The organism is Enterobacter sp. JS8-1, assembly GCF_049187015.1.
GTDB classification, from domain to species: Bacteria; Pseudomonadota; Gammaproteobacteria; order Enterobacterales; family Enterobacteriaceae; genus Enterobacter; species Enterobacter mori.
This window is the reverse complement of the sequence record NZ_CP185806.1, coordinates 103,807-126,910: the sequence shown is the minus strand read 5'-3', so window position 1 is coordinate 126,910 and position 23,104 is coordinate 103,807. Positions and strand designations below refer to the sequence as shown.

The 23,104-nt window shown below is 55.5% G+C and carries 32 protein-coding genes; 30 read left to right on the top strand and 2 right to left on the bottom strand.

Annotation, left to right across the window (positions count from 1 at the left end; all coding sequences use genetic code 11):
* The first annotated feature begins 3 nt into the window (after nucleotides 1–3).
* Genes traL through ACOQH0_RS23755 form a run of 9 tightly spaced genes read left to right on the top strand, consistent with a single transcriptional unit; the run spans nucleotide 4 to nucleotide 5,397 of the window.
* Nucleotides 4–306: a type IV conjugative transfer system protein TraL gene (traL, locus tag ACOQH0_RS23795; protein ID WP_023338040.1), complete on the top strand. Its 303-nt coding sequence runs from the start codon at nucleotides 4–6 to the stop codon at nucleotides 304–306.
* A 6-nt stretch (nucleotides 307–312) separates the two neighbouring features.
* Nucleotides 313–894: a TraE/TraK family type IV conjugative transfer system protein gene (locus ACOQH0_RS23790; protein WP_168445044.1), complete on the top strand. Its 582-nt coding sequence runs from the start codon at nucleotides 313–315 to the stop codon at nucleotides 892–894.
* Nucleotides 895–905: 11 nt separating this feature from the next.
* Nucleotides 906–1,646: a type-F conjugative transfer system secretin TraK gene (gene traK, locus ACOQH0_RS23785; RefSeq protein ID WP_421512412.1), complete on the top strand. Its 741-nt coding sequence runs from the start codon at nucleotides 906–908 to the stop codon at nucleotides 1,644–1,646.
* Nucleotides 1,647–1,648: 2 nt separating this feature from the next.
* Nucleotides 1,649–3,052, top strand: coding sequence for an F-type conjugal transfer pilus assembly protein TraB (gene traB / locus ACOQH0_RS23780; protein WP_421512487.1), 1,404 nt, complete (start codon nucleotides 1,649–1,651; stop codon nucleotides 3,050–3,052).
* A gap of 11 nt (nucleotides 3,053–3,063) precedes the next feature.
* On the top strand, nucleotides 3,064–3,543 hold the full coding sequence (locus tag ACOQH0_RS23775; RefSeq protein ID WP_148577012.1) for a hypothetical protein: 480 nt from the start codon (nucleotides 3,064–3,066) through the stop codon (nucleotides 3,541–3,543).
* A complete protein-coding gene (locus ACOQH0_RS23770; RefSeq protein WP_127728885.1) occupies nucleotides 3,540–3,815 on the top strand; it encodes a hypothetical protein in 276 nt (91 codons plus the stop codon). Before ACOQH0_RS23775 ends, ACOQH0_RS23770 begins: the two co-directional genes overlap by 4 nt.
* On the top strand, nucleotides 3,812–4,192 hold the full coding sequence (locus ACOQH0_RS23765) for a hypothetical protein (RefSeq protein WP_127728887.1): 381 nt from the start codon (nucleotides 3,812–3,814) through the stop codon (nucleotides 4,190–4,192). Before ACOQH0_RS23770 ends, ACOQH0_RS23765 begins: the two co-directional genes overlap by 4 nt.
* A 10-nt stretch (nucleotides 4,193–4,202) precedes the next feature.
* The gene (locus ACOQH0_RS23760) at nucleotides 4,203–4,676 is read left to right on the top strand and encodes a hypothetical protein (RefSeq protein WP_127728889.1); all 474 of its coding nucleotides are present in this window, start codon (nucleotides 4,203–4,205) and stop codon (nucleotides 4,674–4,676) included.
* Nucleotides 4,666–5,397 (top strand): hypothetical protein, encoded by a 732-nt coding sequence (locus tag ACOQH0_RS23755; RefSeq protein WP_421512411.1) that lies wholly within the window; start codon nucleotides 4,666–4,668, stop codon nucleotides 5,395–5,397. Before ACOQH0_RS23760 ends, ACOQH0_RS23755 begins: the two co-directional genes overlap by 11 nt.
* A gap of 207 nt (nucleotides 5,398–5,604) precedes the next feature.
* Here ACOQH0_RS23755 and istB (ACOQH0_RS23750) read toward each other — a convergent pair whose 3' ends face one another.
* Entirely contained in the window at nucleotides 5,605–6,387 is a 783-nt protein-coding gene (gene istB / locus ACOQH0_RS23750; protein WP_001531258.1) for an IS21-like element ISSen3 family helper ATPase IstB, read from the bottom strand.
* Complete coding sequence (gene istA, locus ACOQH0_RS23745; protein ID WP_421512410.1) at nucleotides 6,384–7,406, bottom strand: IS21-like element ISSen3 family transposase; 1,023 nt, start codon at nucleotides 7,404–7,406, stop codon at nucleotides 6,384–6,386. Before istA (ACOQH0_RS23745) ends, istB (ACOQH0_RS23750) begins: the two co-directional genes overlap by 4 nt.
* Before the next feature lie 146 nt (nucleotides 7,407–7,552).
* Between istA (ACOQH0_RS23745) and ACOQH0_RS23740 the strand changes: the two genes are divergently transcribed.
* The 21 genes from ACOQH0_RS23740 to ACOQH0_RS23640 all read left to right on the top strand — a co-directional run bounded on the left by ACOQH0_RS23740 (nucleotide 7,553) and on the right by ACOQH0_RS23640 (nucleotide 23,090).
* Nucleotides 7,553–8,083, top strand: coding sequence for a hypothetical protein (locus ACOQH0_RS23740; protein WP_421512409.1), 531 nt, complete (start codon nucleotides 7,553–7,555; stop codon nucleotides 8,081–8,083).
* Nucleotides 8,080–8,478 (top strand): hypothetical protein, encoded by a 399-nt coding sequence (locus tag ACOQH0_RS23735; RefSeq protein WP_421512408.1) that lies wholly within the window; start codon nucleotides 8,080–8,082, stop codon nucleotides 8,476–8,478. The genes ACOQH0_RS23740 and ACOQH0_RS23735 overlap by 4 nt, the downstream gene beginning before the upstream one ends.
* A gap of 61 nt (nucleotides 8,479–8,539) precedes the next feature.
* A complete protein-coding gene (gene traV / locus ACOQH0_RS23730; RefSeq protein WP_234651798.1) occupies nucleotides 8,540–9,094 on the top strand; it encodes a type IV conjugative transfer system lipoprotein TraV in 555 nt (184 codons plus the stop codon).
* Complete coding sequence (locus tag ACOQH0_RS23725) at nucleotides 9,091–9,345, top strand: hypothetical protein (RefSeq protein ID WP_234651799.1); 255 nt, start codon at nucleotides 9,091–9,093, stop codon at nucleotides 9,343–9,345. The genes traV and ACOQH0_RS23725 overlap by 4 nt, the downstream gene beginning before the upstream one ends.
* Nucleotides 9,342–11,951, top strand: coding sequence for a type IV secretion system protein TraC (traC, locus tag ACOQH0_RS23720; protein ID WP_148577016.1), 2,610 nt, complete (start codon nucleotides 9,342–9,344; stop codon nucleotides 11,949–11,951). Before ACOQH0_RS23725 ends, traC begins: the two co-directional genes overlap by 4 nt.
* Nucleotides 11,948–12,361, top strand: coding sequence for a type-F conjugative transfer system protein TrbI (trbI, locus tag ACOQH0_RS23715; RefSeq protein WP_421512407.1), 414 nt, complete (start codon nucleotides 11,948–11,950; stop codon nucleotides 12,359–12,361). Before traC ends, trbI begins: the two co-directional genes overlap by 4 nt.
* On the top strand, nucleotides 12,358–12,993 hold the full coding sequence (gene traW / locus ACOQH0_RS23710; RefSeq protein WP_421512406.1) for a type-F conjugative transfer system protein TraW: 636 nt from the start codon (nucleotides 12,358–12,360) through the stop codon (nucleotides 12,991–12,993). Before trbI ends, traW begins: the two co-directional genes overlap by 4 nt.
* On the top strand, nucleotides 12,990–13,382 hold the full coding sequence (locus ACOQH0_RS23705) for a hypothetical protein (RefSeq protein WP_421512405.1): 393 nt from the start codon (nucleotides 12,990–12,992) through the stop codon (nucleotides 13,380–13,382). The genes traW and ACOQH0_RS23705 overlap by 4 nt, the downstream gene beginning before the upstream one ends.
* On the top strand, nucleotides 13,373–13,651 hold the full coding sequence (locus tag ACOQH0_RS23700; protein ID WP_234651803.1) for a hypothetical protein: 279 nt from the start codon (nucleotides 13,373–13,375) through the stop codon (nucleotides 13,649–13,651). The genes ACOQH0_RS23705 and ACOQH0_RS23700 overlap by 10 nt, the downstream gene beginning before the upstream one ends.
* Nucleotides 13,642–14,187 (top strand): hypothetical protein, encoded by a 546-nt coding sequence (locus tag ACOQH0_RS23695; RefSeq protein WP_421512404.1) that lies wholly within the window; start codon nucleotides 13,642–13,644, stop codon nucleotides 14,185–14,187. Before ACOQH0_RS23700 ends, ACOQH0_RS23695 begins: the two co-directional genes overlap by 10 nt.
* A 102-nt stretch (nucleotides 14,188–14,289) precedes the next feature.
* Entirely contained in the window at nucleotides 14,290–14,505 is a 216-nt protein-coding gene (locus tag ACOQH0_RS23690) for a hypothetical protein (RefSeq protein WP_029403804.1), read from the top strand.
* Nucleotides 14,506–14,560: 55 nt separating this feature from the next.
* The gene (locus tag ACOQH0_RS23685) at nucleotides 14,561–14,884 is read left to right on the top strand and encodes a hypothetical protein (protein ID WP_023345504.1); all 324 of its coding nucleotides are present in this window, start codon (nucleotides 14,561–14,563) and stop codon (nucleotides 14,882–14,884) included.
* Nucleotides 14,881–15,879, top strand: coding sequence for a conjugal transfer pilus assembly protein TraU (traU, locus tag ACOQH0_RS23680; RefSeq protein WP_032656090.1), 999 nt, complete (start codon nucleotides 14,881–14,883; stop codon nucleotides 15,877–15,879). The genes ACOQH0_RS23685 and traU overlap by 4 nt, the downstream gene beginning before the upstream one ends.
* 10 nt (nucleotides 15,880–15,889) lie before the next feature.
* Complete coding sequence (trbC, locus tag ACOQH0_RS23675; protein WP_148577022.1) at nucleotides 15,890–16,513, top strand: type-F conjugative transfer system pilin assembly protein TrbC; 624 nt, start codon at nucleotides 15,890–15,892, stop codon at nucleotides 16,511–16,513.
* Nucleotides 16,510–18,372, top strand: coding sequence for a type-F conjugative transfer system mating-pair stabilization protein TraN (traN, locus tag ACOQH0_RS23670; protein WP_032641295.1), 1,863 nt, complete (start codon nucleotides 16,510–16,512; stop codon nucleotides 18,370–18,372). The genes trbC and traN overlap by 4 nt, the downstream gene beginning before the upstream one ends.
* Nucleotides 18,369–19,151, top strand: coding sequence for a type-F conjugative transfer system pilin assembly protein TraF (traF, locus tag ACOQH0_RS23665; protein WP_421512403.1), 783 nt, complete (start codon nucleotides 18,369–18,371; stop codon nucleotides 19,149–19,151). The genes traN and traF overlap by 4 nt, the downstream gene beginning before the upstream one ends.
* 9 nt (nucleotides 19,152–19,160) lie before the next feature.
* Nucleotides 19,161–19,631 carry a hypothetical protein gene (locus tag ACOQH0_RS23660; protein ID WP_421512402.1) on the top strand — a complete coding sequence of 157 codons (471 nt, stop codon included), beginning with the start codon at nucleotides 19,161–19,163 and terminating at the stop codon, nucleotides 19,629–19,631.
* A 221-nt stretch (nucleotides 19,632–19,852) separates the two neighbouring features.
* Nucleotides 19,853–21,388, top strand: coding sequence for an IS21 family transposase (gene istA, locus ACOQH0_RS23655; protein ID WP_421512401.1), 1,536 nt, complete (start codon nucleotides 19,853–19,855; stop codon nucleotides 21,386–21,388).
* Between the two features lie 10 nt (nucleotides 21,389–21,398).
* Nucleotides 21,399–22,142, top strand: a complete 744-nt coding sequence (gene istB / locus ACOQH0_RS23650) for an IS21-like element helper ATPase IstB (protein ID WP_336819723.1) — start codon at nucleotides 21,399–21,401, stop codon at nucleotides 22,140–22,142.
* Between the two features lie 128 nt (nucleotides 22,143–22,270).
* Nucleotides 22,271–22,489, top strand: coding sequence for a hypothetical protein (locus tag ACOQH0_RS23645; protein WP_421512400.1), 219 nt, complete (start codon nucleotides 22,271–22,273; stop codon nucleotides 22,487–22,489).
* The gene (locus ACOQH0_RS23640) at nucleotides 22,479–23,090 is read left to right on the top strand and encodes a type-F conjugative transfer system pilin assembly thiol-disulfide isomerase TrbB (RefSeq protein WP_148577023.1); all 612 of its coding nucleotides are present in this window, start codon (nucleotides 22,479–22,481) and stop codon (nucleotides 23,088–23,090) included. Before ACOQH0_RS23645 ends, ACOQH0_RS23640 begins: the two co-directional genes overlap by 11 nt.
* Nucleotides 23,091–23,104 lie beyond the last annotated feature (14 nt).

Genomic DNA, 23,104 nt, shown 5'->3' with positions numbered 1-23,104 from the left:
ATGATGAATGGGGAAGGAGATAAATATAACTTCCCGGAAACAATGAACCAGCAGGACCGTTATTTAGGCTTACCGATTGACGAGTTGATTGTTACCGCACCCCTGTTAGTTTTGGGGGTGCTTAACAACCTGTCACTCGAACTTGGCGTAATCGCGGGAATCCTCTGGTTTATCGTCAGATATCTGAAAAAAGGGCAGGGGTCATACTGGTTACTTAATTTCTGTTACTGGCACCTGCCATCACTTTTATTCAAAGTAACCTTTCGCCAGATACCTGATTCAAGTTTCCGGCACTGGAGGGCATAGTTTTTCATGAAACTGAATATTAAAGGAGAGCGCGATAAACAACTCCGCTATGCGTTTATTGGTCTTTCAGCTTTAACTTTACTCATGGGCGTAGGGAATGTAATGACAGGGTCACTGGCATGGTATTTCGCCACAACCCAGAAAACCATTACCACGCCATTAACGTTTAACCGCCCATTTGCATCAGATTCTAAAAGTGTCGATGCCACCGGTCTGACACAGTTCGCCGCTTCCTTTATTTACTGGCGACTCAACGTTACCCCGGAAAACATCGAACATAACCAGAAAATGATTCTTGGATTTGTCCCTTCCGCCGAACGGGACGTACTCAAGAAAGCCCTGGACATAGAAACTGAGCGCATCCAGAAAGCGGGCATCACCACCCAGTTCGACACGAAAGAAATTCGCGTCATGGATGATGGCTCCGTGCAGTACAGCGGGGTACTGAAATCCTCCACCACAAACGGCGCAATCATCACGCCACTGAAAGACCAGGAAAAAACCTACCGACTAAAACTGAGTTATGACAACGGTGTGATTAACCTCCACAGCTTTGAAGAACTCAAGCCGGTATCTTCCACTAACTGACAGGACTGCCCATGAAATTTCGCATTTCACCGGCAGCTGCTGCTGTGTTTCTGGCAGCGGGATTATTTACCAGCGGCCTCCGGGCCGCTTCCGCACCCGCAGCCATTCCGTTTGAGAACGACGCCGCCTTTAACGTCACTCTCAGCAACACCAACCCGAGCAAGGTTGTTGTAGACGGGGAACTCATTACCAGCATCAGCGGACCAACCGGTGCGTATGACCAGAGCCAGACCGAGGACGGAGCGCTTATCCTGTCTCCGCTTGTCGGCCAGAACTTCACCCTGTTTATCCAGACTGACCACGGCTCATCGCTGAGCCTGAACGTCAGGCCGCAGCCGGGTAACGGCAAAACACTGCGCTTCACCCCAATGTCACCACCACTTCGCAAGAACGACGATGCGAAGGCATGGGAAGAAGGGCAGACCTATGAAAAAACGCTGGTTGCGCTATCCCGCGCCGTAGTCAATGGTCAGGTACCGGAAGACTACCGGGAATACCCGGTAAGCCGCATGCCGGCTTACACACCCGCCAGTGATGTACGCCTGACGCCGGAACGCCAGTTCGTGGGCAACCACCTGCGCGTTGTTCGCTTCCGGATGAGCAACCCGGGCAGCATCACCCGAAACCTCCGCGAGCGCGATTTCTGGCGCAAGGGTGTCCGGGCCGTAATGCTGTCGCAGAATCAGCTCTACGCTGGCGGCGAAGGCTATGCCTGGATTGTGTTTTCAGATGACGGAGATGCCCGCCCATGACCATCAGCCTGAATGAAAACCTGAAAACCCGCCGCAAGCAGCTGGCCATCCTGGCCGCTGTCATCATTGGCGGCGCAACTGCAGCAGGCGGCGTAATGTGGTACGGGCAATACCAGCAAAAACAAAAGCAACCCGCACCGGTTGCAACACCAAACCTGACCGGCGTTGTGACCGCGACGTTTAACGAACAGGTCAACGATGCCGCGCTGACACAGCAGCAGGCAAAGACCTCCGCTCTTGAGCAAAACCTTGCCACGCTTGCTCAGCAGTTCGCGCAGAACAAGCTCACCACCGAGCAAAAGCTGGCTGAAAAGGATGCTGAAATTCAGCGCCTGAATGACCAGCTTACGAAAGCCCCCGGCAGCAACCAGACCACTGGCCAGCAGACACCACCTGCTGGCCAGAACGGAACACCACTCCCCGGTCCCGTTGCTGCCGGTCAGGCCCGACCACCCGAATACAATGTGACCCCCGCAGGTGCACCGGCCGCCACCGGTGTGAATATGGGGCAGGGCGCAGCGTTCTATCCGGGCGACTCTGGCCAGCGCATGACAGGCGGTCTCTCGACAACAAAGTTCAGCTACGACAGCCTGAAGAAAAGGCCAACCAAACTCCCCTGGATTCCATCCGGCTCATTCTCTGATGCTGTTCTGATTGAGGGGGCCGACGCGAACGCCAGCGTCACCGGTCAGCAGAATACCAGTCCTGTAACCATCCGCCTGCAGGGCAACATTCAGATGCCCAACAACAAGGAGTTCAACGCTGACGGCTGCTTTATTGTGGGTGAGATGTGGGGCGATATTTCCAGCGAACGCGGAAACGTCCGCACCCAGTCCATCAGCTGCATCCTGAAAAACGGCAAGCACGTGGACATGGAGTTTCAGGGGCACGTCAGCTTCCAGGGTAAAGGAGGCATTCGCGGCAAGCCCGTTATGCGAAACGGCATGATTGTCGGCTACGCCGGTGCAGCGGGCCTCCTCTCAGGTTTTGGTGAAGGTATCAAATCTGCCGCTACGCCATCAGTAGGTATCGGTGCTACTGCTGATGTTGGCGCCGCTGATGTGTTTAAGCAGGGCTTTGGCGGCGGGGCTAATAAGGCCGCTGAAACGCTGAGCCAGTACTGGATTAAGCGCGCCGAGCAGTACCATCCGGTAATTGATATCGGTGCCGGCAACCAGGTCACAGTCGTGTTCCAGAAGGGTTTCCGCCTTGAAACCATCGAGGACGCCGAGGACGCGAAAGCGAAAGAGGAACTGCAGAAAGCCGGCAACGCCGCGCAGAACGCCGTGACTCCTCAACCGGCGAGCCAGACCACGGCATCCAGTACCACCTCAGTCGGCAACATCAACCCGGATGACGTTCTCCGCCAGGCCAGCCAGCTGCGCCTCGGTGACACCATCAACTAAGGGAGCCGCATATGTCGTTTAAAACTGAGCTGGATGTTATCGAAGAAGACCTGAAGAAATGGCGTGCCGGGAAAAGGCTACATAAGTACCGGATATTTTGGTGCGCAGCAGCCATCCCGGGCAGCATGTTTCTCTACGGTGTTTTTTATCAACAGCCTGGATTTATCATTATGGGCGTGGTCCTCGGTTTCCTCTTGTTCCTGGCAGCGTCAGGCAAAATGGACGCTCCCGATAGCTGGGAAGGCCGAATCAATCAGGCATTGCAGTCGGTTAGCCCGAGAGATAAAGACGCGTTCGAAAAACTGTGCCGCACAGTGAATGAGAAGAGGGCTATAGAGCCTGATGACATTGCTGCATGGCTCAAAGACGAAAAAGAAGCGCGTGCGCTTTTCGAGCGTCAGCGAGATGAGCAGCAACGCTACAGCTTCACTAAATGGCTGGAAAAACGGGAGTCTGACCTGAAGGCCGAATGTAATGAAGAGGGCAAATGAAAACAACAGCGCAGGGGGGCGGGTCAGACTGCAAAGCAAAGGATGTGAACCGTCGAGTAAGGATAACAGTTAACTGGCTCTATTCGATCCTTTGGTGGCTCGGGTGGATAGCGGCAATTTGGCTAAATATAAAAGGGTTAGAGGAGGTGTATGACTACCGTCGTTTGGGAGCACAGCTGATAGCCATCATCCTTATTTTATTACCCTGGCCAGGTAGCTCCGCCGTCCCCCTGACGGGATTGAACGACGACAACAAAAAGGAGCGCAAATGAAACGCATTGCCTCAGCTTTGTTGATGGTGCTCTCCCTCACAACACCGGATGCGGTGAAAGCTGCCGCGACAGTGGTGGTTCTTAACCAGATGGCAGCGCAAAAGCAAATTGCCCGCGCAGCCCGGTTTGAAGCTCTGGAAAGCGAAGCACTGGCCCTTCCTGATGCCTGGAAAGCGTATCAGCAGGTGTCTGACTCAGTCCCTGGGGATGCACCTACCGAACTGCAAAATCGCTACCGCAGCCTCGCTGTCTCACTGGCAATTAAGGCCGCAATGACCTGTTCTCCAGAAGCCCTCAAGCTCCTTGAGCGTAACGATGTGATTGAGTTTCGTGTACTCCGTTCATCGTTAGTCTCAGCCTGCAGAACCGCTAAATAAGGAGGTTGGAATGCGTGATGAAGAGCGTAATAACAGTCTGCTCAGGAGCATGCGGATGCATATTGCTGAATGGGAGGCTCGGCGACCTACTTCTGCAAGAAGTACGTTCATCTTCGTTTGGCTTGCCATGTTCCTCGGTGCAGCAGCATTGGTACTCGCGTACTACCTGACTCTATGGGCACTGGGTTTCCTGGTTGTCTGGTTTTTTCTGAGTCAATGGATATGCAGGCGAATTGTCCCCCGCTACAACGAAAGCTGGGCGGAGGTATTCGACAGGAAGCTTACTGCTTATGAACCCCTAAACCTTTCCGCCTGGGAACAACTGAAACACCAGGCTGAAACAGAAGGGCTGACAGCCAGCATTGTCAGACGCTGGTACCAGGAAGAAGCGAGGTCCGTCTGGCCAGAAAAGAAACCTGACCTGAAGTTCCTCAGGAAGAAAATCTGCGCTGACAGCAAAAAGGACGAAGTGAATGAATCGTAAAACAGCACTCACACTCTCTCTGGTCGTATTGCTCAGTACACCTCAGCTTGCTACCGCCGGGATGTCTTTATTTGGGTCCGTGACCGGACGCGGTGAAGAAAGCTTCCTGATGGCTAAGAAAAAGGCCCTCGCTGATAAAGCCCCCTGGCATGCCTGGCTGGAATTGTCTGCCAGTGACCCAGGCAATATCTCCAGCGATATTCGTGAACAATACAGCGAACTGGCAGCTTCACTGGTTCTGAGTGCAGCCCGGAAAAATAATCCGGATGCACTGGTCCTGGTGTTCAGCCGGGATGACGCGCCGGGGTTTGTTGGCAGCCGACCCGAGCTCTATGAGCCACTCCTGATGCTCGCAGAAAAAGCAGCAGGAAACCGGAAGGACAAAGAGCTGTTAATGACAGCCGGGGACATACTGCAAAAAGGACAGTGGACAATCAAAGACAGCCAGCGCGCAGCGGGTTACTACTCACGGGCCTGGCTGGCAGGAGAGAACAGCGCACCTGCAAAGATTTACTCCATCTACCAGGAGCTGCAGGACCCTGGCAGCGCTTATCTCTGGCAACTTCGCTGCATCGGCAACTGCCGTATCTGGCAGGATGAAAGCCACTCTCCGGTGACCCAACTCCTGAACCCCCGCCAGATTCAGTGGATTCAGAAACAGGCACGGGATAAGACCGTCATAACCGTTAACGGGCTGGCAGCCCTTAAGGAGCTGCAATGAACATAATGTCCAGACGCCTTATGGCAGCAGGCCTGACCGCAGGGCTACTGCTCAGCACCTTAACTGCGCATGCCGGTAAAAGCCCGGGTTCTGGCTCAAGGTCTTTCAGCTCGTCCTCAACCAAAGGCTCTGCTGTACGTGTCAACAACGGGTAAAAAGTGATCCACTTACCGTCACCACCAACGGCCTAATATTGATCCACCTTGTTTACTCAGGATTAGCTTCCGCTATAACCCCGGCCTTTCGTTTCTGCTTCAGTCGATAGCTCTCTCCTTTTATCTGGACTACATGTGAGTGATGTAAGATACGGTCAAGCATCGCCGATGTCAGGGCTGCATCCCCGGCGAACGTCTGATCCCACTGTCCGAACGGCAGGTTAGAGGTCAGGATCATCGCGCTCTTTTCGTAACGTTTGGCGATGACCTGGAAGAACAGCTTGGCTTCCTCCTGACTGAACGGCAGATAGCCTATTTCATCGATGATGAGCAGCTTCGGGGCCATGACACCGCGATTGAGTGTCGTTTTGTAACGGCCCTGGCGCTGTGAAGTGGACAGCTGTAGCAGCAGGTCCGCTGCTGTTGTGAAGCGAACCTTGATACCCGCCCGGACCGCTTCGTATCCCATCGCTATCGCCAGATGCGTTTTACCCACGCCCGATGGCCCCAGAAGTACGATGTTTTCGTTACGTTCGATGAAGCTCAGGGAGCGCAGCGACTGGATTTGCTTCTGAGGGGCGCCGGTGGCGAAGGTGAAGTCGTATTCCTCGAACGTCTTCACCGCCGGGAAGGCTGCCATCCGCGTGTACATCGCCTGTTTACGCTGATGCCGGGCCAGTTTCTCCTCATGTAACAGGTGCTCCAGGAAGTCCATGTAGCTCCATTCCTGATCCACTGCCTGTTGCGACAGTGCTGGCGCCGCGCCGATAAGGCTGTCCAACTGGAGCTGTTCGGCAAGCACCATCAGCCGTTGATGTTGCAGTTCGACCATCATGCGGCTCCTCTGCAGAACGTGTCATAGATGGACAGCGGATGATGCAACGGCTGCCTGTCGAAGGTCACCAGGCTTTCGTCGACCTGCACGTCATACTGTTTTTTCTCCGGTGGCAGTGCCAGCATGGATTGCTGTTCCTCCACCCATCGATCACAGGGGCGGGTCTGGATAGTTTCATGCTTCCGTTGATTGGCCACATCGTACAGCCAGCGCAGGCCGTAACGGTTTGCGGTTTCAACATCGACAGTGATCCCCATCGGGCGCAGGCGCGTCATTAACGGGATGTAGAAGCTGTTGCGGGTGTACTGCACCATTCGCTCCACCTTGCCTTTAGTCTGTGCCCTGAAGGGGCGACACAGCCGGGGAGAGAAGCCCATCTCTTTGCCGAACTGCCACAGGGAAGGATGGAACCGGTGCTGTCCGGTCTGGTAAGCATCTCGCTGGAGCACCACCGTTTTCATATTGTCGTACAGAACTTCTCGCGGTACGCCGCCGAAGAAGCTGAACGCATTGCGGTGACAGGATTCCAGCGTGTCGTAGCGCATGTTGTCGGTGAACTCGATGTAAAGCATTCTGCTGTACCCCAGAACAGCAACGAACACATGCAGGGGGGACTTGCCGTTTCTCATGGTCCCCCAGTCAACCTGCATCTGCCGTCCGGGCTCGGTTTCGAAGCGAACGACCGGTTCAGCCTGTGCTGGTAGGGTCTGTTTGCGGATGAACTCCCTCAGGATAGTCAGCCCTCCACGATAGCCCAGCTCCATGATTTCCCTGGCAATAACGGTCGCCGGGATTTTGTAGGGATGTGCATCGCTGATCCGTTTAGAGATGTAATCACGGTATTCATCGAGCAGTGATGATGATGCCGGGCGTGGTGAATACTGCGGCTTTTCAGATTTGGCTTTCAGGTGGCTGCGGACAGTATTGCGCGAAATACCCAGTTCCCTGGCGATGGCCCGGATGCTCATTCCCCGCTTGTGCAGGACTTTAATTTCCATACGAATCTCAAAAGTGATCATAAGCTCCCCTGTATTCAGAGGAGCAGATTAACCCCTGGATCAATTTTCAACCGTTGGGGCGGATCAGTTTTGCACCGTTGGTAACAGTACGAAGTTCCCCGCGACCGTCGACGTCAGGACCGGTCACGTATAAAAGCGCTGTACCCGTGACGCCGGTCAACCGCTTCAACTCGCGGACACCTGAAAAAACCGGCAGCTACCGTTCTGTTTTGTCTCAATCGCAAACCCTTCCTTCAGAAAAGCTGCAGACAGCTATTCGGGAGAAAGAACGAAGCGGACCGGGCTGGATGGGAACCGCGCTGCTGGTCTGGTTATTGAGTCAGCACGACCTTTCCTCCTCTGATAAGGAGTGGGTTAATCAACAAATTGCGCAGGCGAAAAAAGAAAACCAGCAGATTCCGCCACCGCCTCCAGAACTGTCAGATGTGGCATTCAACTGGAGCTATCCATCTGCGTTCACACCAGGGGAACAAGCGCTGATCGCCGTTAGTGCAACACAGGGCATCGCCGGTAAATCAGTCCCCGTTACCTGCGTAATGAACGGCTCTTACGGCGTTAAGGACGGTGAAGTCACCCGGATGGAATGGACCCCCGATAAGGCCATGACAGCCGTGATGCGCTGTGAGGCCGGCGGGTTGAGTGACTTACGTATGTTTAGCGCCGGAGATATGAAATGACAGCGACTGCCAGAAAATTTTCACTTAACAAAATCCTGTATGACTACCGACACGTCGCTTTTTTGGTGCTTATTTATGCGGCAGAAATGACGGTATGGGCGGTTTTGAATCTGAAGGGACTTGGTGACCATAACTTCGTCGAATGGCGAATATATCTACTCTGGAGCGTCATTATTATCGTGGGAAGTGCCGCAGCTTATCACGGTACCGAAAACGCGGTGATGATATTTGCTGGAGCCCTCGCGCCCTGGCTCATCGCGATTATTGCCATCATCGTGTATGGCTTCATTCAAATGAACTTCGATTTTCTGTCAATGAACTGGTTTTCTCTCTGTGGACTGGCCAGCTTTTGCCTGCAGTTTGTGCTCATCTTCATGAAAGAAATTTTCGTATAAGCCACAAATCCGCATCATCCCCATTTACTTATAACCCTGAAATTCCAACCGGAGTTACCCCATGAAAAATCTACTGGGTGCTGCACTGCTGTGCAGCGCACTGACCGGCTGCGCCGGTCTCAATTCTGATTTCGACTGCAACAAGACCGCGACCGACCAGTGCCTGACTACCGGTGAGGCCAACAAGCTGGCCGCTCAGGGTAAAAGTCTGGATGACCTGACGGCAGAGAAAACCGCAAAAAAGCCTGCGGGTGAAACCCTGCCGGCACTGCGCAATTCAGCACCGGTCGTGAATCCCTTCCGTCCTGTCTCCGCCGCAGCAACCGGAACCACCGCCGCTAAGCCTGCTGCATCGCGCCCTCTGACCACTGCGCCGGCGAAATCGTCTGGCTCGCTGGTCACGCCGCTGGCCACATCCAGTCATGCGACCCCTGTGCCGGTTAACACTGCGGGCCGCGTTCCGGTTCAGCGTATTCCTGACGCCACGCAGCGCCTGTGGATTGCACCCTGGGTGGACACGGACGACAACTTTCATCAGCCGGCTGTGGTCGAGTTCGTGAAAAACAAATCCCACTGGGATGAGAGCTACCGCATCATCGGGGAGGGCGGGGAATGAGCAGCCACCACGTTTCCGGCAAGAACGGCGTCGATCATCTGGTGAAATCATTCATCCATACACGTAAAGGAACGGCGCAAATCACCGCCACACAGTCAATCGATACCGACGATGAAACGCTGGCCGTTCTGAGCGTGAGCTGTGACTGGCAGATTAAGACCGCCGGTGATACACCGCACACCGGCCAGATGAACGAAGAGAAGCTGCGTCGCCTGGAGTTGATCCGGGCCGCTGCGGAGGGCCGAAAATGAGTTTTGTCGACAGCCTGATGGATATGCTGAAAAACGGGAAAGAGGAAGACGGGGCAGCAATGGCCCGCAACAACCTTTCCCAGACCTGGGACTACCCGTCCCTGGTCGCTGCGCTGCCGTACCGGTATTACGACGACAAGAATGAAATTTTCGTCAACGCCGGCTCTGCGGGCTTCATTATGGAGGCCGCCCCGCTTCCTGGTGCGAACGAGCAGGTGATGGCCGCGCTCGATGACATGCTGCGTAAGAAGCTTCCCCGCCAGACCCCTGTGACCGTCATTATGCTGGCCAGCAAGTGTGTCGGGGAACGTATCGATCGCGGCGTGAGTAACGACATGTGGAAAGGGGGGATGGCCGAACACCTCAATAAAATTACCCGTGCGTTCTGGCAGCGCTCCGCGCTGCACGGCCTGGCCAACGAACGGGAATACCCGCTCTACCTGCGTAACTACCGTATCTTTCTTGTTTATGGTCAGCCCATTAAGCGCGCTTCCCAGATGCAGCGGGTGATGGATGACCTGATCCAGATACGCAACACCATCCGCGTCTCCCTGGGGGCCGCGCGCATCGACAGCATGAATACCGATGTGCACGCTTTCCTGTCTGCAGTACGCGAGCAGATGAACTACCGTCAGGAGCAGGTGCTGACATCCTCCGGGGATTACAACGAGGATGAAAAGCTCAACCGCCAGGTGGTTGATCCGGGGATTGACCTTAAGGTTCATCCATCGCATATCCGGATGGAGCTGCCGGAGACCATCGACGCGCGCGGGACACGCCTGCCTGCATCGGCATGCCGCATCATCAACATGCAGCTTGCCAAAACGCCTAAACGTTTCGCCCTCTGGCAGGGGGCTGACAATCTCCAGAACCTGCGTTTTCCCGACCTCGGGATACCCTGTCCCTTTATGCTGACCTGGACGACGGAACTGGAGGAACAGACCAAAAGCCAGAGCGAGTCTTTCCGTAAAGACCAGGACCTGTCGAAAAAAGCCAACTCAGCCTATGCAGCACTCTTTCCCGGTACCAAAAAAGCGGCAGAAGAATGGCGCCGTACCCGGGAACAGCTGCACAGTAATGAAATCGCGCTCTGCAATACCTACTTCAACCTGACCCTGTTCGCGCCGGACAACAATACCGAGGCGCAGAAGTGTGAACTGGCCGCCGTCAACGTGTTCCGAAAGAACGAGCTGGAAATGGTGACGATACAGTATCAGCAGATGCGTAACTGGCTGGCCAGCTTCCCGTTCGTCATGCAGGAAGGTATGTGGGAAGACCTGAAGATAACGGGAGCAACGCTGCGCGCCAAGTCATGGAACGCGGTGAGCCTGATGCCGGTCGTCGCCGAACGTCAGCTGTCCAACGTGGGGATGCCGCTCCCGACCTACCGCAACCAGGTTGCGTTCTATGACATGTTTGGAGAGGAGAACGGCAGTACCAACTTTAACATCGCGGTCACCGGCACTTCAGGGGCAGGGAAATCGTTTCTGATACAGGGGGTGCTGCGCGATGTTCTAAACGCCGGTGGTTACGGCTGGGTTATCGACATGGGGGACAGTTACAAGAACTACTGTCACCAGGCCGGCGGGGTTTATCTCGATGGCTCCAAGCTGCGCTTTAACCCGTTCGCCAACGTTAAGGACATTAATCATTCTGCAGAAGGGATTGTGCGCCTGCTGACGGTACTCGCCAGTCCGACGCAGCCGCTGGATGGCGTCTGTGAAGCGATCCTGCAGAAAGCGGTAATGGATGCGTGGGAGAAAAAGGCAAACAAAGCCCGTATCGATGACGTTCATAATTACCTGACCAATGAGGACGTGAATCAGGCGTTCGCTGATAAGCCGACCATCATCGCGCGTCTCGCTGAGCTGGCCATGCTGCTCGATACCTACTGCACCTGGGGGCCTGACGGAGAATACTTCAACGCAGACACCCCGACGCTCGATGGTGAAACCCGCTTCGCGGTGCTGGAGCTGCTGAGCCTGGAAGACAAGCCGAAGCTGCTCTCGTCCATCCTGTTCTCGCTCATTCTGGCGATTCAGGAAAAGATGTACCACAGCCCGCGCGACCTCAAAAAAGTCTGCATCATCGACGAGGCATGGCGTCTGCTGGGTGGCTCCAACCCGCACGCGGCAAGGTTTATCGAAACCGGCTACCGCACCGTGCGTCGTCACCGTGGCGCGTTTATCACCATCACCCAGGGCATTAAGGACTTCAGCGCCAGTAAGGAAGCCGAAGCCGCCTGGAACAACAGCTCCACCAAAATCACCCTCTTGCAGGATGCGAAGGCGTTTAAACAGTACCTTGCCGATAACCCGGATCAGTTCTCGGACATGGAAAAAGAAGTTATCCGTGGCTTCCAGCCAGCCCTGCAGACCGGCTACAGCTCCCTGCTGATAAACGCCGGTGAATACAGCTCCTTCCATCGACTGTTCGTCGATCCCGTGACGCGTGCCATGTTCAGCTCGCGCGGCGAGGACTTTGCTTTCATGCAGAAAGCGCAGAAAGAAGCGGGGGCAACAGCGGAAGAAGCGGCGTATCTGCTGGCGGAGAAAAAATACGGCAGTGAACTTCGCGAACTTGAAGAGTGGGTGAAAGCAGCATGAGTGAACAACAGGACAAGCCGTATGACGCCGACACCGTCCGCGACGGTGTAACGATAGCCAGCAAGACATCCCGCTGGGTTAAAGCCAGCATGCTGGGGCTGGCGGGACTTCTGGTTATGACAGGCGTGGCATATGTGACGGCGAAAGCCGTCACCCCGGAGGTGGTGGTCTTCGACATGAAGGGGACTGTGGACCTTTTCATGCAGCAGTCCGCTCAGCTGCAGCTCGATGAAAACAGGGCCAAAGCGATGACCCAGCAGTTCAACGCGGCACTGACCGGCAGCCTGGATGCATGGCAGTCCTCACACAACGCCATCGTTCTGGTGAAGCCGGCGGTGATGAGCCCGCAGCGCGATATCACGAATGAAATTCGTGCTGATATTGCCCGACGCATCCAGGGGGGCCAGTGAAAAAACGACTGAAGCTGACGGCCATGATGCTGCTGATGCTCTCCGCCGGCAGCGGGGCGAAAGATCTCGGTACCTGGGGCAACGTCTTCGAGCCTGCAGAACAGGACATGCTGGCGTTTATCCAGAATCGCCTCAAGGGAATGGAGCAGACGGGCGAACTTGACCGCCTGCGCAAAGAGGCAACGGAAAGAGTGAAGGAGCATGCGGTACGTCCGACGCCGGTGGAAGGGCTCACGAAAGCGAAGGAATACCGCAGCTTTGCCTGGGACCCGACATTTACCGTGAAGGAAACGATCACTGACATGCAGGGCAACGTGATCGCCCGCAAGGGCGATACGGTCAATCCTCTGGATAAGGTGCCCTTCAGCCAGGTGCTCTTTTTTATCGACGGCGATGATAAGGAGCAGGTGAACTGGACACGACAGCAGCTCGGCGGTCAGACCAGCGTGAAGGTCATCCTGGTGAACGGCAACATCAAAGAAACCAGTGATGCGCTGAATGAACGTATCTACTTCGACCAGTCTGGCGTACTGACCCGTAAATTCGGTTTTGAACACATCCCCGCGCGGATATCGCGCGACGGCCGCGTGATGAAAGTGGAAGAGATTCCGGTATCAGGAGCGAAAAAATGAGTGCAACAACGTTAGGTGACCTGTTTCCCGAAATGCGTCAGGCGGTCATATCCCATCGACGTTACGGCAGAAAACCGCGTAAACCCGCTGAGATAACGCCGCGCATGGGAACAGCAGAACGGCTGAAGACGCTGTACCCCGAAATTGACTCCTGGCATCCGGTACTGGTGACCAAAGCCTGGCTCCACTGGTGTGAGCAGAACCAGCAGGACAGCCGGGAGCCGTCCAGGCGTGATGAACGTTTCCCTGACTACATCATTCACCTCTTACTGGAGAACATGCGGGCCGAGGACAGCGCGAAACGTAAAAAGAGCCCGACGCTGTCACTTTCCGAGCGTCTCGACAGGTTGTTTGCAGGCGAAGGGCAGGAGAACGCCGAATGTCACTGATACACAATACCGCTGTGTCGCCAGCATCTCAGCATATGGCTGGTCACAATGCTGATACCAAAAGCTGTGACGAAACCGTAAATCAACTCTGTCAGCTATACCCTGAGATCGCTTCATGGCAACCGGCGCTGATCGCCGGTGCCTGGCACCAGTGGTGCGCGAATAACCAGCGTCAGCCTATAGCGCCGGAAGAACGAGATGAGGAGTTTCCCCTGTACCTCGTCAGGCTTATCCGCAACAGAATGGAGGAGATGAACGCATGGCGTTAATCAGCTGCTTCGCCGGCCCTCAGGGGCTGCAGGGGATGCTCACCTGTTTGCGTGATACTGAGGGCATGACCAGTATTCTGGTCGTCGTTGTGCTACTCGCTGGCTGGATTGTTGTTCAGTACGTGGCATGTGCCCGGCGTGAACGCCGGGCGTGGGAGAGAAGATCGGGAATCCCCGTCCCTCTCGTACAATTTGGCGGTGCCCGACATGCCGATGCGGTTCATGCCTTTGCTAACCGGGAATACTATCAGGTATTGCTCGCAGAGCTGGAAAAAGGCCTGACTGAGGCGGGCTATGCACTCACTCGCGATGAATCACTGCGGGTGACGATCCCAGAGGCCGACTGGCTACAAATTAGCCGCCGGATTATTCGGGCACGCCTGTGTTATACGGCACCGAGAGTCACTGAGGAGGCGATGCAGGACAGCGAAGATGCAGCAGTGAACGATGGTTACGCCGGCTCGTGGCTCAGATTACTCATACGTGGCAGTGAGCGCATTGGCTGGTACATCACCAGACCGGAAAACAGCCAGTGATTAACCGCGCTGCCCTTCAGGATGTTCGGTGCTCACTGCGTTGCGCTCCGCCTCAGCCTGAATGTCATCCCGGTTTCCGATTAACCCCGACCAGGTAACGCCATGAAAAAAGACCCTGTTACTGAAAAGGGCCGGAATGTCACCTCAGTACGTCACGATGAGGGTTCGGCCCGACAGATGGATGAAATCCTCAATGATAATCCACTGTACAAACCCTCGCATGTTCTGCGCGGCGCCATTCTTGCCCTGTACGAAATGAGCCAGGAAGAACGTCTGGCCATCATTATGAAAGCGGCCGGCAAAGCCAAAAACCATTAATCCTTTTATAAGCCCTCCCGCCGTCCGGTGGCTGCGGCACTCCCGGAGATACCCCATGACTCACCCTGAATCTGTCAGGCCGGTGACGGTTACCCGTGACCGCAATGGCTTCTGGACGCACCCTCATTATTTTGCACCTGCCAGTGATGAGGCCACACAGACTGAATTTGGCGACTGGATGCGCCAGCACAATCTGATCTGTGCCACCCGCTGGATGGAAAACGACGCGCCTCCCCAGGTGATTGCCGACTGGGAAAAGGGAAAACAAAACATCAGTGACTGGCTTCCTTCCGCGCCAGAGGGGGAGGGCTGGTTCATTGGCTCCATTCATGACACTGAGGACGGCCCTGTCTGTGTATGGCTGCGGGAGGTGAAATGAAGCGTTTCTCATGGCTTGCCGGTGTGATGCTGGTCCTGCTGTCCTGGATGCCAGCTCAGGCAACGGCCGCAGCCAGCAACGCGGGTGATGGCCGCTGGGTTAACCCGATAAGCGATGTCTGCTGGAAGTGTCTGTTTCCGATGACGCTCGGTAATATTCAGCTGGCCGCCGGTCCACAAAAGGATACCAACAACCCGGCTTCGCCGATCCAGATTTGTCCATATGGTGTGTTTTATCGTATCGGTCTGGCCATCGGGTTCTGGGAGCCAATGGCGATGGTGGACGTAACCCGTGAGCCTGGCGTCATGGTCAACATGGGCGGCTTTAAAATCGATCTCGGACGAACGGGAACGGGAACCGCAGGGCAGAGTGACCGGCCCGCTGCCGGCACGTTCTACCATGTTCACTGGTACAAATACCCGCTGATTTTCTGGCTGAACATCATCACCAGCCTGGGGTGTCTGCAGACCGGCGACATGGATATTGCCTATCTCTCCGAAGTTGATCCTCTCTGGAATGACAGCACCCTCTCGATGCTGATTAACCCCGAGGCAGCGCTGTTCGGCAACCTGATCGCTCAGGGGGCCTGTGCTGCTGACGCAGCTGCATCATCAGCTGGCCTTCCTCTGTCGCCGCTGTTCTGGTGCGCAGGTAGTCAGGGTTCTATCTACCCGCTAACAGGCTTTACCAGCGGTGAGTTTTCCCCGCTGGAGGCATCACTGCTGGTCGGGGAGCGAATGGCCTTCAAGATGCATCGTGAGGGACTGGTATGGAACTCCGTGGGCGCGGACGTCGCCGTATGTAACCAGTATCCATCCCCGATCATCCCGAAAGAGCGATGGCGATACCAGATGGTAAACATGTACCCCGAACCGGGCAACTGCCATCCCTTCGGGGCCAGCACGCAGCTCTGGGGCACAACGCATAACTCTCCATCCTCCAAAAAGAACTTCGGCTACCTCTTCTGGCGCAAACGTAACTGCGTATTCCTTTAAGGACATGACAATGAAAAACGCTTATCTCCGGGCGCTGACGATCAGCGTCATGATTGCTTTCGCGCCGCTGGCCCTGGCGAGCGCCCAGACCGATATCTCCGTCTCCGACCATAGCTGGATCAAAGGTCAGCAGGATGCGCTGACAGCGATGAAGGAAGACCTGCAGGGGCATCCGGCGGCCGCACCCGTCTTACCGCAGCAGCAACTGGACCTGATTAACCGCCTGCAGGGCGATATCGCAGCCCAGACCAACAAGATGGGCGAAAAAGATACGTTCCCGGCTATTTACTTTGTGAGCCTCGATATTCCACGTGAAGGTCTGCTGCCCATGCTGAAGGATGCCCGCCGTTACAACATTCCGCCAACGCTGCGCGGCCTGGTTAATAACGACATGCGACAGACCGCGGCGGCAATGTTTGAGCTGAGTAAGGAGGACAAGGACGCTGGCGTGCAAATCGATCCAACGTTGTTCACTCAGTACAACATCACCACGGTACCCGCCCTGGTGGTGACCTGCCCTGGCCACTATGACGTAATCAGGGGAAGCCTGCCCCTGCAGCAGGCTCTCGAAAAAGTGGCAGAAAGTGGTGATTGTGCGGCAACGGCACGCCATCTTCTGGAGGCCGGCAAATGAAAAAACTGCTTTCAACGGTGCTGATGCTTTTCCCGCTTCTGGCTGGCGCAGCTGATCCTGCCTTTGAGGCGGGAGCGAGCTTTGGCAAAGGCAATGCTTCCGCCGGGACGGGAGCCCTGAAAAATCCAGGGACCGTCACAGGCGCAATACCAGGCTATACCGCTAACCCACCGGAGAAAGGGTATTACGGTGGCGTGGATGGCGGCGACGGTGGGCTCGCCAACAAAGGGCAGGCCGCGCTGCAGGGCAATGACGCAGCGCAGTCGGTTATCAACTCCGGAAAAACGAACCCGACGCCCGCCATTGACCCGAACGCACCTTTCATCACTATCGGTAAAAATGCGGAAGCTGGCGCTGACGGTGTGCTAAACGGGACCGCGAACCAGTGTAAGGAGGTCACGGTATCGAAAACCACCTTTGAAAATTACACCTGCGATAAAGATGTGGCCTCAGTTGAGGCCTGTACCCGCACAGCAGTGGCGGGAGGGCATGTAGAAAAAACAACTGAACAGAAGACCATCACAATTGATAAACCGATGTGGAACTGGACCTATGACAATGACAAACGCGTCTATTTCACGTTTACCTCCCCTTATTCAGGACCGGTTATCAGTGCTTCGCTGGCCATACATTTCAACGATAAGAATATGTATTACCAGTTAACCTGGTGGGGTGTTGATCAAGAGTCAGTTGCCAAAAGAGACAACTCGTGGGTTCTTCCTGGTGCTGCAGGTGCAGTGCTGGCAGAGGGACAGCCTTCACCGCAAGGTGTGATACTCAATAAAAACTGTCTTAATGGAAACCAGGGGCGATGCAGAGAATACGCAAGAAAAACCTATGACTGGCTGAACAGTGGTGAGGCCACCATGACCGTAACATTGACCATGATCGCGACAACAGAGAAGTGGGTTCCGGAAGTTAACTGGTCCTCTTCCTGTGGCCTGGATATGTCGAAGGCGCAAAAAACCACGTCAACATGCACCTCTCCGGGGGGAAATAAAACCATTGTTAACAATGGCCAGAGCTATGACGTTTATAGCGACTGCTGGGAGTACACCGATAACTATGTCGTACCGTCAGACTCCACGGGAACCTGCGGAACGCTGATGACGAATCCGTCCTGTACGGCGGCAGGAACAACCTGCACCGAGTCGACCGACGGGCAGTGTACCCATATGAGCTACACCTATCAGTGTCAGACCACTCATCAGTCTGGCGGCCTGGTTTGCGGCGGCGACTACATCTGTAAGTCAGGCGAGTGTGACGACACCAATGGTGCCGGAAGCAGTGGTTTTGATACGGCTGTGGCCAAACTGGCAGGTCTTGCCTCGGCAGCTGAAGATGCAAAAGACGCCAGCAGTACCATTGAAGTTAAAGCCTTCACGGGGAAAGCCATGCGCTGCCGTAAGGCCTTTGCCGGTTTCTCTAACTGCTGCAAAGACTCTGGCTGGGGGCAAAGTGCCGGACTGGCCGCATGTGATGATGAAGAAAAGGCTATAGGGAAGGCGAAGGCGAAGAAAATTACCGTCAGCGTCGGCGAGCGGTGCGATCGCAAGGTGCTGGGTGCCTGCATCCAGAAAAGTCAGGTCTACTGCGTCTTTGACGGCAAGCTTGCCCGCATCATTCAGGAGCAGGGGCGTCGCGACCAGCTGGGCGTTAAGTTCGGCAGCGGCGACAGTCCGAACTGTCGGGGAATCACCGTCCCGGAGCTGCAGAGTATCGACTTCGACAAAATCAACTTCTCTGACTTCTACGAGGATTTGATGAAGAACCAGAAAATCCCCGATACCAGCACGCAGGTCCAGCAGATTAAGGAGCGCATTGCCGCGCAGGTGAATCAGCAGGGAGGTGGTAAATGAAGCATGTCCTCTGTGGCCTGCTTATGGCGCTGACGAGCCATACGGTGATGGCCGAGGAGATTGTGACGCCGGCAGAGCCGTTCACCGGCTGGTCCTGGTACAACGAGCCGAAAAAGCCGCCGGAGCAGCCCAGAAAGCCACAACAGCCTGCACCGCAGGCCATTCCGGATCTCAGCAAAATGTCCCCTATGGAACAGGCCCGGGTGCTGAAAGGGTACACACAGGAGGCGCTTAACCGCGCCATCCTGTTTCCCTCCCGGGAAAACACGGCGACGTTCCTGCGCTGGCAGAAATTCTGGACCGATCGGGCATCGATGTTCAGCCAGTCCTTTGCGGCGGCGCAGCTGAGCCACCCGGACCTCGACTACAACCTGGAGTATCCGCACTACAACAGCATGGCGCCGTTTATGCAGACCCGCGACCAGCAGACGCGGCAGAGCGCCGTGGAGCAGCTGGCGCAGCAGTACGGTCTGTTCTACTTCTACCGGGGCAGTGACCCGATTGATGTGCAGATGGCGGGTGTGGTGGCGGACTTTGCGAAAACCAACGGGATTTCGCTTATACCGGTATCGGTTGATGGCCAGGTGGCAGCCTCCCTGCCGCAGAGCCGTCCGGATACGGGGCAGTCCCGGTCAATGAATATTACGCATTTCCCGGCGCTCTACCTTGTTGACCCACGAAGCAAGAATTACCGCGCGCTGTCTTACGGCTTCATGACGCAGGATGACCTGTCGAAGCGATTCCTGAACGTGGCCACCGGCTTTAAACCCAATTCCTGAGAGCCTTTTATGACAAAAACACTGTTTACCCTCATCCGCGATGCAGGGCGGGCGGCCCTGTATTCCTTTGTCCTCGGCCCGGCACTGATGCTGTATGTGTTTGTAATGCTGGCGGCGTCAGACGGCTCACTTTCCCGGCAATACCTGACGACCTTTCATCACCTGACTGAGGGGGCGCCTGCCGGCAAGGTGATGGGCTGTGTTAATGAAAATGTGGCAGGAAGCTTCTCGCCACCTGAACCCGGAGAGTCATTAAAGCCTGTGCCTCCTGCCTTAGCGAAAGCACCGCCTGAAGTGTTGTGTCAGCGTGGCCCTGTGGACAGCGATTCGTGGGCGCGTGCGACAGATGCAACGTTGCTCAACACCTGGATTATCTCGGTGATGTTTGGCTTTGGAGTGTGGTTTGTATTCCGAGGCCTGAACCTGGCCGCCCGAAAGAAAATGTCACCAGTGCATATTCCGACCCAAACCGACCATTGATTCCGATGTAATCCGATCGCACTTTCCGATTTAATTCGACCGCTGATTCCGATTTGTTCCGGCCAAATCTGGCCATCCATCGGAATTGGTGATCCTGCCTCCGGAATCCGTGATCGGATTGTCGGAATCGGTGATCCTGTTGTCGGAATCCCGCGCTTTTCACCTTTAAAACAATGGACAACACTTTCTCCTGATAACGCATCTTCCGGAGGAGTGTCCCCATGGCAAGACTGAGAACGCGGATGAGTAAAATTAAAGAAGTGTTGCGCCTTAAATTTGACTGCCACCTGGCCAACAGAAGTATCTCGGCCTGCCTGAATATAGGCTGCAGCACTATCTCTGACGTAGTGACCCGCTTCAGAGGCAGTCAGCTGGCATGGCCTCTGCCGGAAGATATGGCGGAGTCTCAGCTCGAAGCGCTGTTCTATGCCGGACGCGCCAGCGCCAGCGACAGCCATAAAAACATGCCGGACTTCCCGCTATGCCATCAGGAGCTAAAACGCAAAGGGATGACCAAAATCCTGCTCTGGCAGGAATATCAACAGGTGGCTGGCGAAAACGCCTATGGCTACAGCCAGTTCTGCAACCTCTACAACGACTGGCTGAAGCTACAAAAACGCAGTATGCGCCAGCATCATGTCGCCGGAGAAAAGCTGTTCCTCGACTTCTGCGGGCCCACAATCCCCATCGTTAACCCGGATACGGGGGAAGTGAGACAGGCGCAGATCTTCGTCGCCACGCTGGGTGCCTCAAACTACACCTACGTCGAAGCCTGTGAAAACCAACGCCAGGAAAGCTGGCTGATGGCACATACCAGAGCCTTCGAGTTCTTCGGCGGCGTTCCCCTGTTGCTGGTCCCGGATAATCTGAAATCGGCAGTCACCCACGCAGACCGCTATGAGCCGGTACTGAACGAGAACTACCGCAAGCTGGCCCGGCACTACAACACAGCAGTACTCCCGGCTCGTCCGCGTAAACCCAAAGATAAACCCAAAGTCGAAAATGCCGTTCAGGTCGTGGAACGCTGGATCCTGATGCGGTTGCGACACGAAGTGTTCCATACGCTGGCCGCGTTGAATCTGGCTATCAGTGAGCTACTGCAGGATCTGAATGAGCGCCCGTTCCGTCGGTTACCGGGTTGCCGGAAAAGCCAGTTCGAACAACTGGATAAACCTGCGCTGAAAGCGCTGCCGCCATACCCCTATGAATACGTTGATATCCGCAGGGCAAAAGTTGGCCCGGACTACCATGTGCTGTACGGAAAACATGCATACTCCGTGCCTCACGCGCTGGTTGGCAGCCATATCGACATCGAAGCCGGTGCCCGGCTCGTGCGCCTCTATCACAAGGGAATACTGGTCGCCCAGCATCCACGGGCCCAGCAACAAGGGGGCTTCACCACGCAGACAGACCATATGCCGGAGTCTCACCGCCAGCAGCGGTGGAGCCCGGACAGGTTGCTGTCATGGGGTGAGAGTATCGGCAGCGCAACCCGGGCAGTGGTGGCCTGGCATCTGTATCACCGCTCCCACCCTGAGCAGGCTTACCGGACCTGCCTGGGGCTGCTCAATCTCAGCCGGGAATATGGAGAGGCCCGGCTGGAAAATGCCTGTCAACAGGCACTGTTACTGGAACGCCCCTGGCGGCAGGTGATCCTGAATCTGCTGAGAAACCACCGGGACCGGCAGCAGGATGATACGCCGGATGACACACCTGTAGAGCACAGCAACGTACGCGGTGCCGGGTACTACCACTGAGGAAAAAAAGATGCAAAACAACCTGCTGGAACAGATACGCGCCCTGCGGCTGGGGCACATGAGTAACGCACTGGAACTGCAATGGTCACAACCGATGACCTATACCTCACTGAGCTTCGAAGAGCGCCTCAGCCTTCTTCTGGAGCACGAACTGCTGCAGCGTGAGGTCTCAAAGGTCAACCGACTGCGGAGGCAGTCGAAACTGAGACTGGACGCCCAGCCGTCACAACTGGACTATCGCCCGGAAAGAGGGTTGAACAGGCAGTTGCTCTCACAACTGATGACGGGGGCATATGTACACCGTCACGAAAATATCCTGATCACAGGCCCAACAGGATGCGGGAAAACGTATGTAGCCTGTGCCCTGGGGGAGCAGGCATGCCAGCAGCATATCCAGGTGGCGTATCACCGGTTAACGCGACTGCTGGATGATCTGAACATAGGTCATGCTGACGGCAGTTACCAGAAACAGTTGTTGCAGCTATCCAAAAAGGAGTTGCTCATCCTTGATGACTGGGGCCTTGAAAAGCTGAATACGCGACAGGCATCAGACCTGCTGGAGGTGATGGAGGACCGTTACCAGCGAGGAAGTACCATCATCATCAGCCAGTTGCCGGTAAACGAATGGTACAAACTGGTGAGTAACCCGACGGTTGCAGATGCGCTGATGGACAGGCTTCTGCATAACGGTCACCGGGTTGAGCTCAAAGGAGAATCCATGCGAAAACTGGCGCAAACCGATCAGACGAGTTAAAAACTAGAGTAAGAAATAACCAGCGCGAGAAGCGTGATCGGAATCGCCGGAATCACTGATCGAAATCATCGGAATACGCAACCAGACTTGCATTCGGTTCTGGCACGGCAGAACAAGGAGACACACGAATGAAACCCGCTATTCTCGCAGGACTGATTTTCTGGGGCACGATGGCGCGCGTACTGAGCGAGCTGATGACCTGGTCCGTGGAACATACGCAGCAAGGGCTCTTGTGGCTGTGTAATGGTATGTGGGCCGGGGCGGCTGGCATGATGGTGTATGCCGTGTATCGCTGGTTCCGTTACGAAAGAGGGCAGGCGCATAAGGAAGCCGATCATGAACGTTAAATCCGTATTCACTGCGCTCCTGTTATCCCTGCCCCTGCTGGCAAACGCCGGTGCGCGTGAGGAGTTAATGGCGCTTGAAGCGACAAAAACAGCTTCTTCCGCTGATGCTCCAGCCATCACCGCCTCCACCATTCCGGTACCCACGCCAGCCAGCCTGATGGCGCTGCCGGACGGACGTCGGGCTAACATGAAAGATTATGCCGTGGTGCTCTTTATGCAGGCGCACTGCCAGTACAGCGCTAAGTTTGACCCGCTGCTGAAGGGCTGGGCTGATGAGCATGCCATCAGGGTGTACCCGTACACCCTTGACGGCGGCGGGGACGTATCTTACCCGACCCCGATGATCCCGCGTAAGACGGACCCTAACTCTCCCATCGCAGATGAGATTGTCACCTTCTTCGGAAACGGTTTGCCGATTGCGACACCGACGGCCTTTATGGTCAACGTCAACACCCTGAAAGCCTATCCACTCACCCAGGGCGTGATGGACATCCCCGCACTTGAAAGTCGGATGGCCAGCCTGATTCAGGCAGACATGGATAACGTCGATCCGAAGATGCTGCCGCCAATGCCGGCAAGCGCGCAGGTCACCCCTCAGTAATACAAACGGACTAC

What these genes read in the sequence shown, in the direction of transcription:
- traL (WP_023338040.1), top strand. Translation starts at nt 4, where the DNA reads ATGAATGGGGAAGGAGATAAATATAACTTCCCGGAAACAATGAACCAG.
- ACOQH0_RS23790 (WP_168445044.1), top strand. Translation starts at nt 313, where the DNA reads ATGAAACTGAATATTAAAGGAGAGCGCGATAAACAACTCCGCTATGCG.
- traK (WP_421512412.1), top strand. Translation starts at nt 906, where the DNA reads ATGAAATTTCGCATTTCACCGGCAGCTGCTGCTGTGTTTCTGGCAGCG.
- ACOQH0_RS23775 (WP_148577012.1), top strand. Translation starts at nt 3,064, where the DNA reads ATGTCGTTTAAAACTGAGCTGGATGTTATCGAAGAAGACCTGAAGAAA.
- ACOQH0_RS23770 (WP_127728885.1), top strand. Translation starts at nt 3,540, where the DNA reads ATGAAAACAACAGCGCAGGGGGGCGGGTCAGACTGCAAAGCAAAGGAT.
- ACOQH0_RS23765 (WP_127728887.1), top strand. Translation starts at nt 3,812, where the DNA reads ATGAAACGCATTGCCTCAGCTTTGTTGATGGTGCTCTCCCTCACAACA.
- ACOQH0_RS23760 (WP_127728889.1), top strand. Translation starts at nt 4,203, where the DNA reads ATGCGTGATGAAGAGCGTAATAACAGTCTGCTCAGGAGCATGCGGATG.
- ACOQH0_RS23755 (WP_421512411.1), top strand. Translation starts at nt 4,666, where the DNA reads ATGAATCGTAAAACAGCACTCACACTCTCTCTGGTCGTATTGCTCAGT.
- istB (WP_001531258.1), bottom strand. Translation starts at nt 6,387, where the DNA reads ATGATGGTCGAACTGCAACATCAACGGCTGATGGTGCTTGCCGAACAG.
- istA (WP_421512410.1), bottom strand. Translation starts at nt 7,406, where the DNA reads ATGATCACTTTTGAGATTCGTATGGAAATTAAAGTCCTGCACAAGCGG.
- ACOQH0_RS23735 (WP_421512408.1), top strand. Translation starts at nt 8,080, where the DNA reads ATGACAGCGACTGCCAGAAAATTTTCACTTAACAAAATCCTGTATGAC.
- traV (WP_234651798.1), top strand. Translation starts at nt 8,540, where the DNA reads ATGAAAAATCTACTGGGTGCTGCACTGCTGTGCAGCGCACTGACCGGC.
- ACOQH0_RS23725 (WP_234651799.1), top strand. Translation starts at nt 9,091, where the DNA reads ATGAGCAGCCACCACGTTTCCGGCAAGAACGGCGTCGATCATCTGGTG.
- traC (WP_148577016.1), top strand. Translation starts at nt 9,342, where the DNA reads ATGAGTTTTGTCGACAGCCTGATGGATATGCTGAAAAACGGGAAAGAG.
- trbI (WP_421512407.1), top strand. Translation starts at nt 11,948, where the DNA reads ATGAGTGAACAACAGGACAAGCCGTATGACGCCGACACCGTCCGCGAC.
- ACOQH0_RS23705 (WP_421512405.1), top strand. Translation starts at nt 12,990, where the DNA reads ATGAGTGCAACAACGTTAGGTGACCTGTTTCCCGAAATGCGTCAGGCG.
- ACOQH0_RS23700 (WP_234651803.1), top strand. Translation starts at nt 13,373, where the DNA reads ATGTCACTGATACACAATACCGCTGTGTCGCCAGCATCTCAGCATATG.
- ACOQH0_RS23695 (WP_421512404.1), top strand. Translation starts at nt 13,642, where the DNA reads ATGGCGTTAATCAGCTGCTTCGCCGGCCCTCAGGGGCTGCAGGGGATG.
- ACOQH0_RS23690 (WP_029403804.1), top strand. Translation starts at nt 14,290, where the DNA reads ATGAAAAAAGACCCTGTTACTGAAAAGGGCCGGAATGTCACCTCAGTA.
- ACOQH0_RS23685 (WP_023345504.1), top strand. Translation starts at nt 14,561, where the DNA reads ATGACTCACCCTGAATCTGTCAGGCCGGTGACGGTTACCCGTGACCGC.
- traU (WP_032656090.1), top strand. Translation starts at nt 14,881, where the DNA reads ATGAAGCGTTTCTCATGGCTTGCCGGTGTGATGCTGGTCCTGCTGTCC.
- trbC (WP_148577022.1), top strand. Translation starts at nt 15,890, where the DNA reads ATGAAAAACGCTTATCTCCGGGCGCTGACGATCAGCGTCATGATTGCT.
- traN (WP_032641295.1), top strand. Translation starts at nt 16,510, where the DNA reads ATGAAAAAACTGCTTTCAACGGTGCTGATGCTTTTCCCGCTTCTGGCT.
- traF (WP_421512403.1), top strand. Translation starts at nt 18,369, where the DNA reads ATGAAGCATGTCCTCTGTGGCCTGCTTATGGCGCTGACGAGCCATACG.
- ACOQH0_RS23660 (WP_421512402.1), top strand. Translation starts at nt 19,161, where the DNA reads ATGACAAAAACACTGTTTACCCTCATCCGCGATGCAGGGCGGGCGGCC.
- istA (WP_421512401.1), top strand. Translation starts at nt 19,853, where the DNA reads ATGGCAAGACTGAGAACGCGGATGAGTAAAATTAAAGAAGTGTTGCGC.
- istB (WP_336819723.1), top strand. Translation starts at nt 21,399, where the DNA reads ATGCAAAACAACCTGCTGGAACAGATACGCGCCCTGCGGCTGGGGCAC.
- ACOQH0_RS23645 (WP_421512400.1), top strand. Translation starts at nt 22,271, where the DNA reads ATGAAACCCGCTATTCTCGCAGGACTGATTTTCTGGGGCACGATGGCG.
- ACOQH0_RS23640 (WP_148577023.1), top strand. Translation starts at nt 22,479, where the DNA reads ATGAACGTTAAATCCGTATTCACTGCGCTCCTGTTATCCCTGCCCCTG.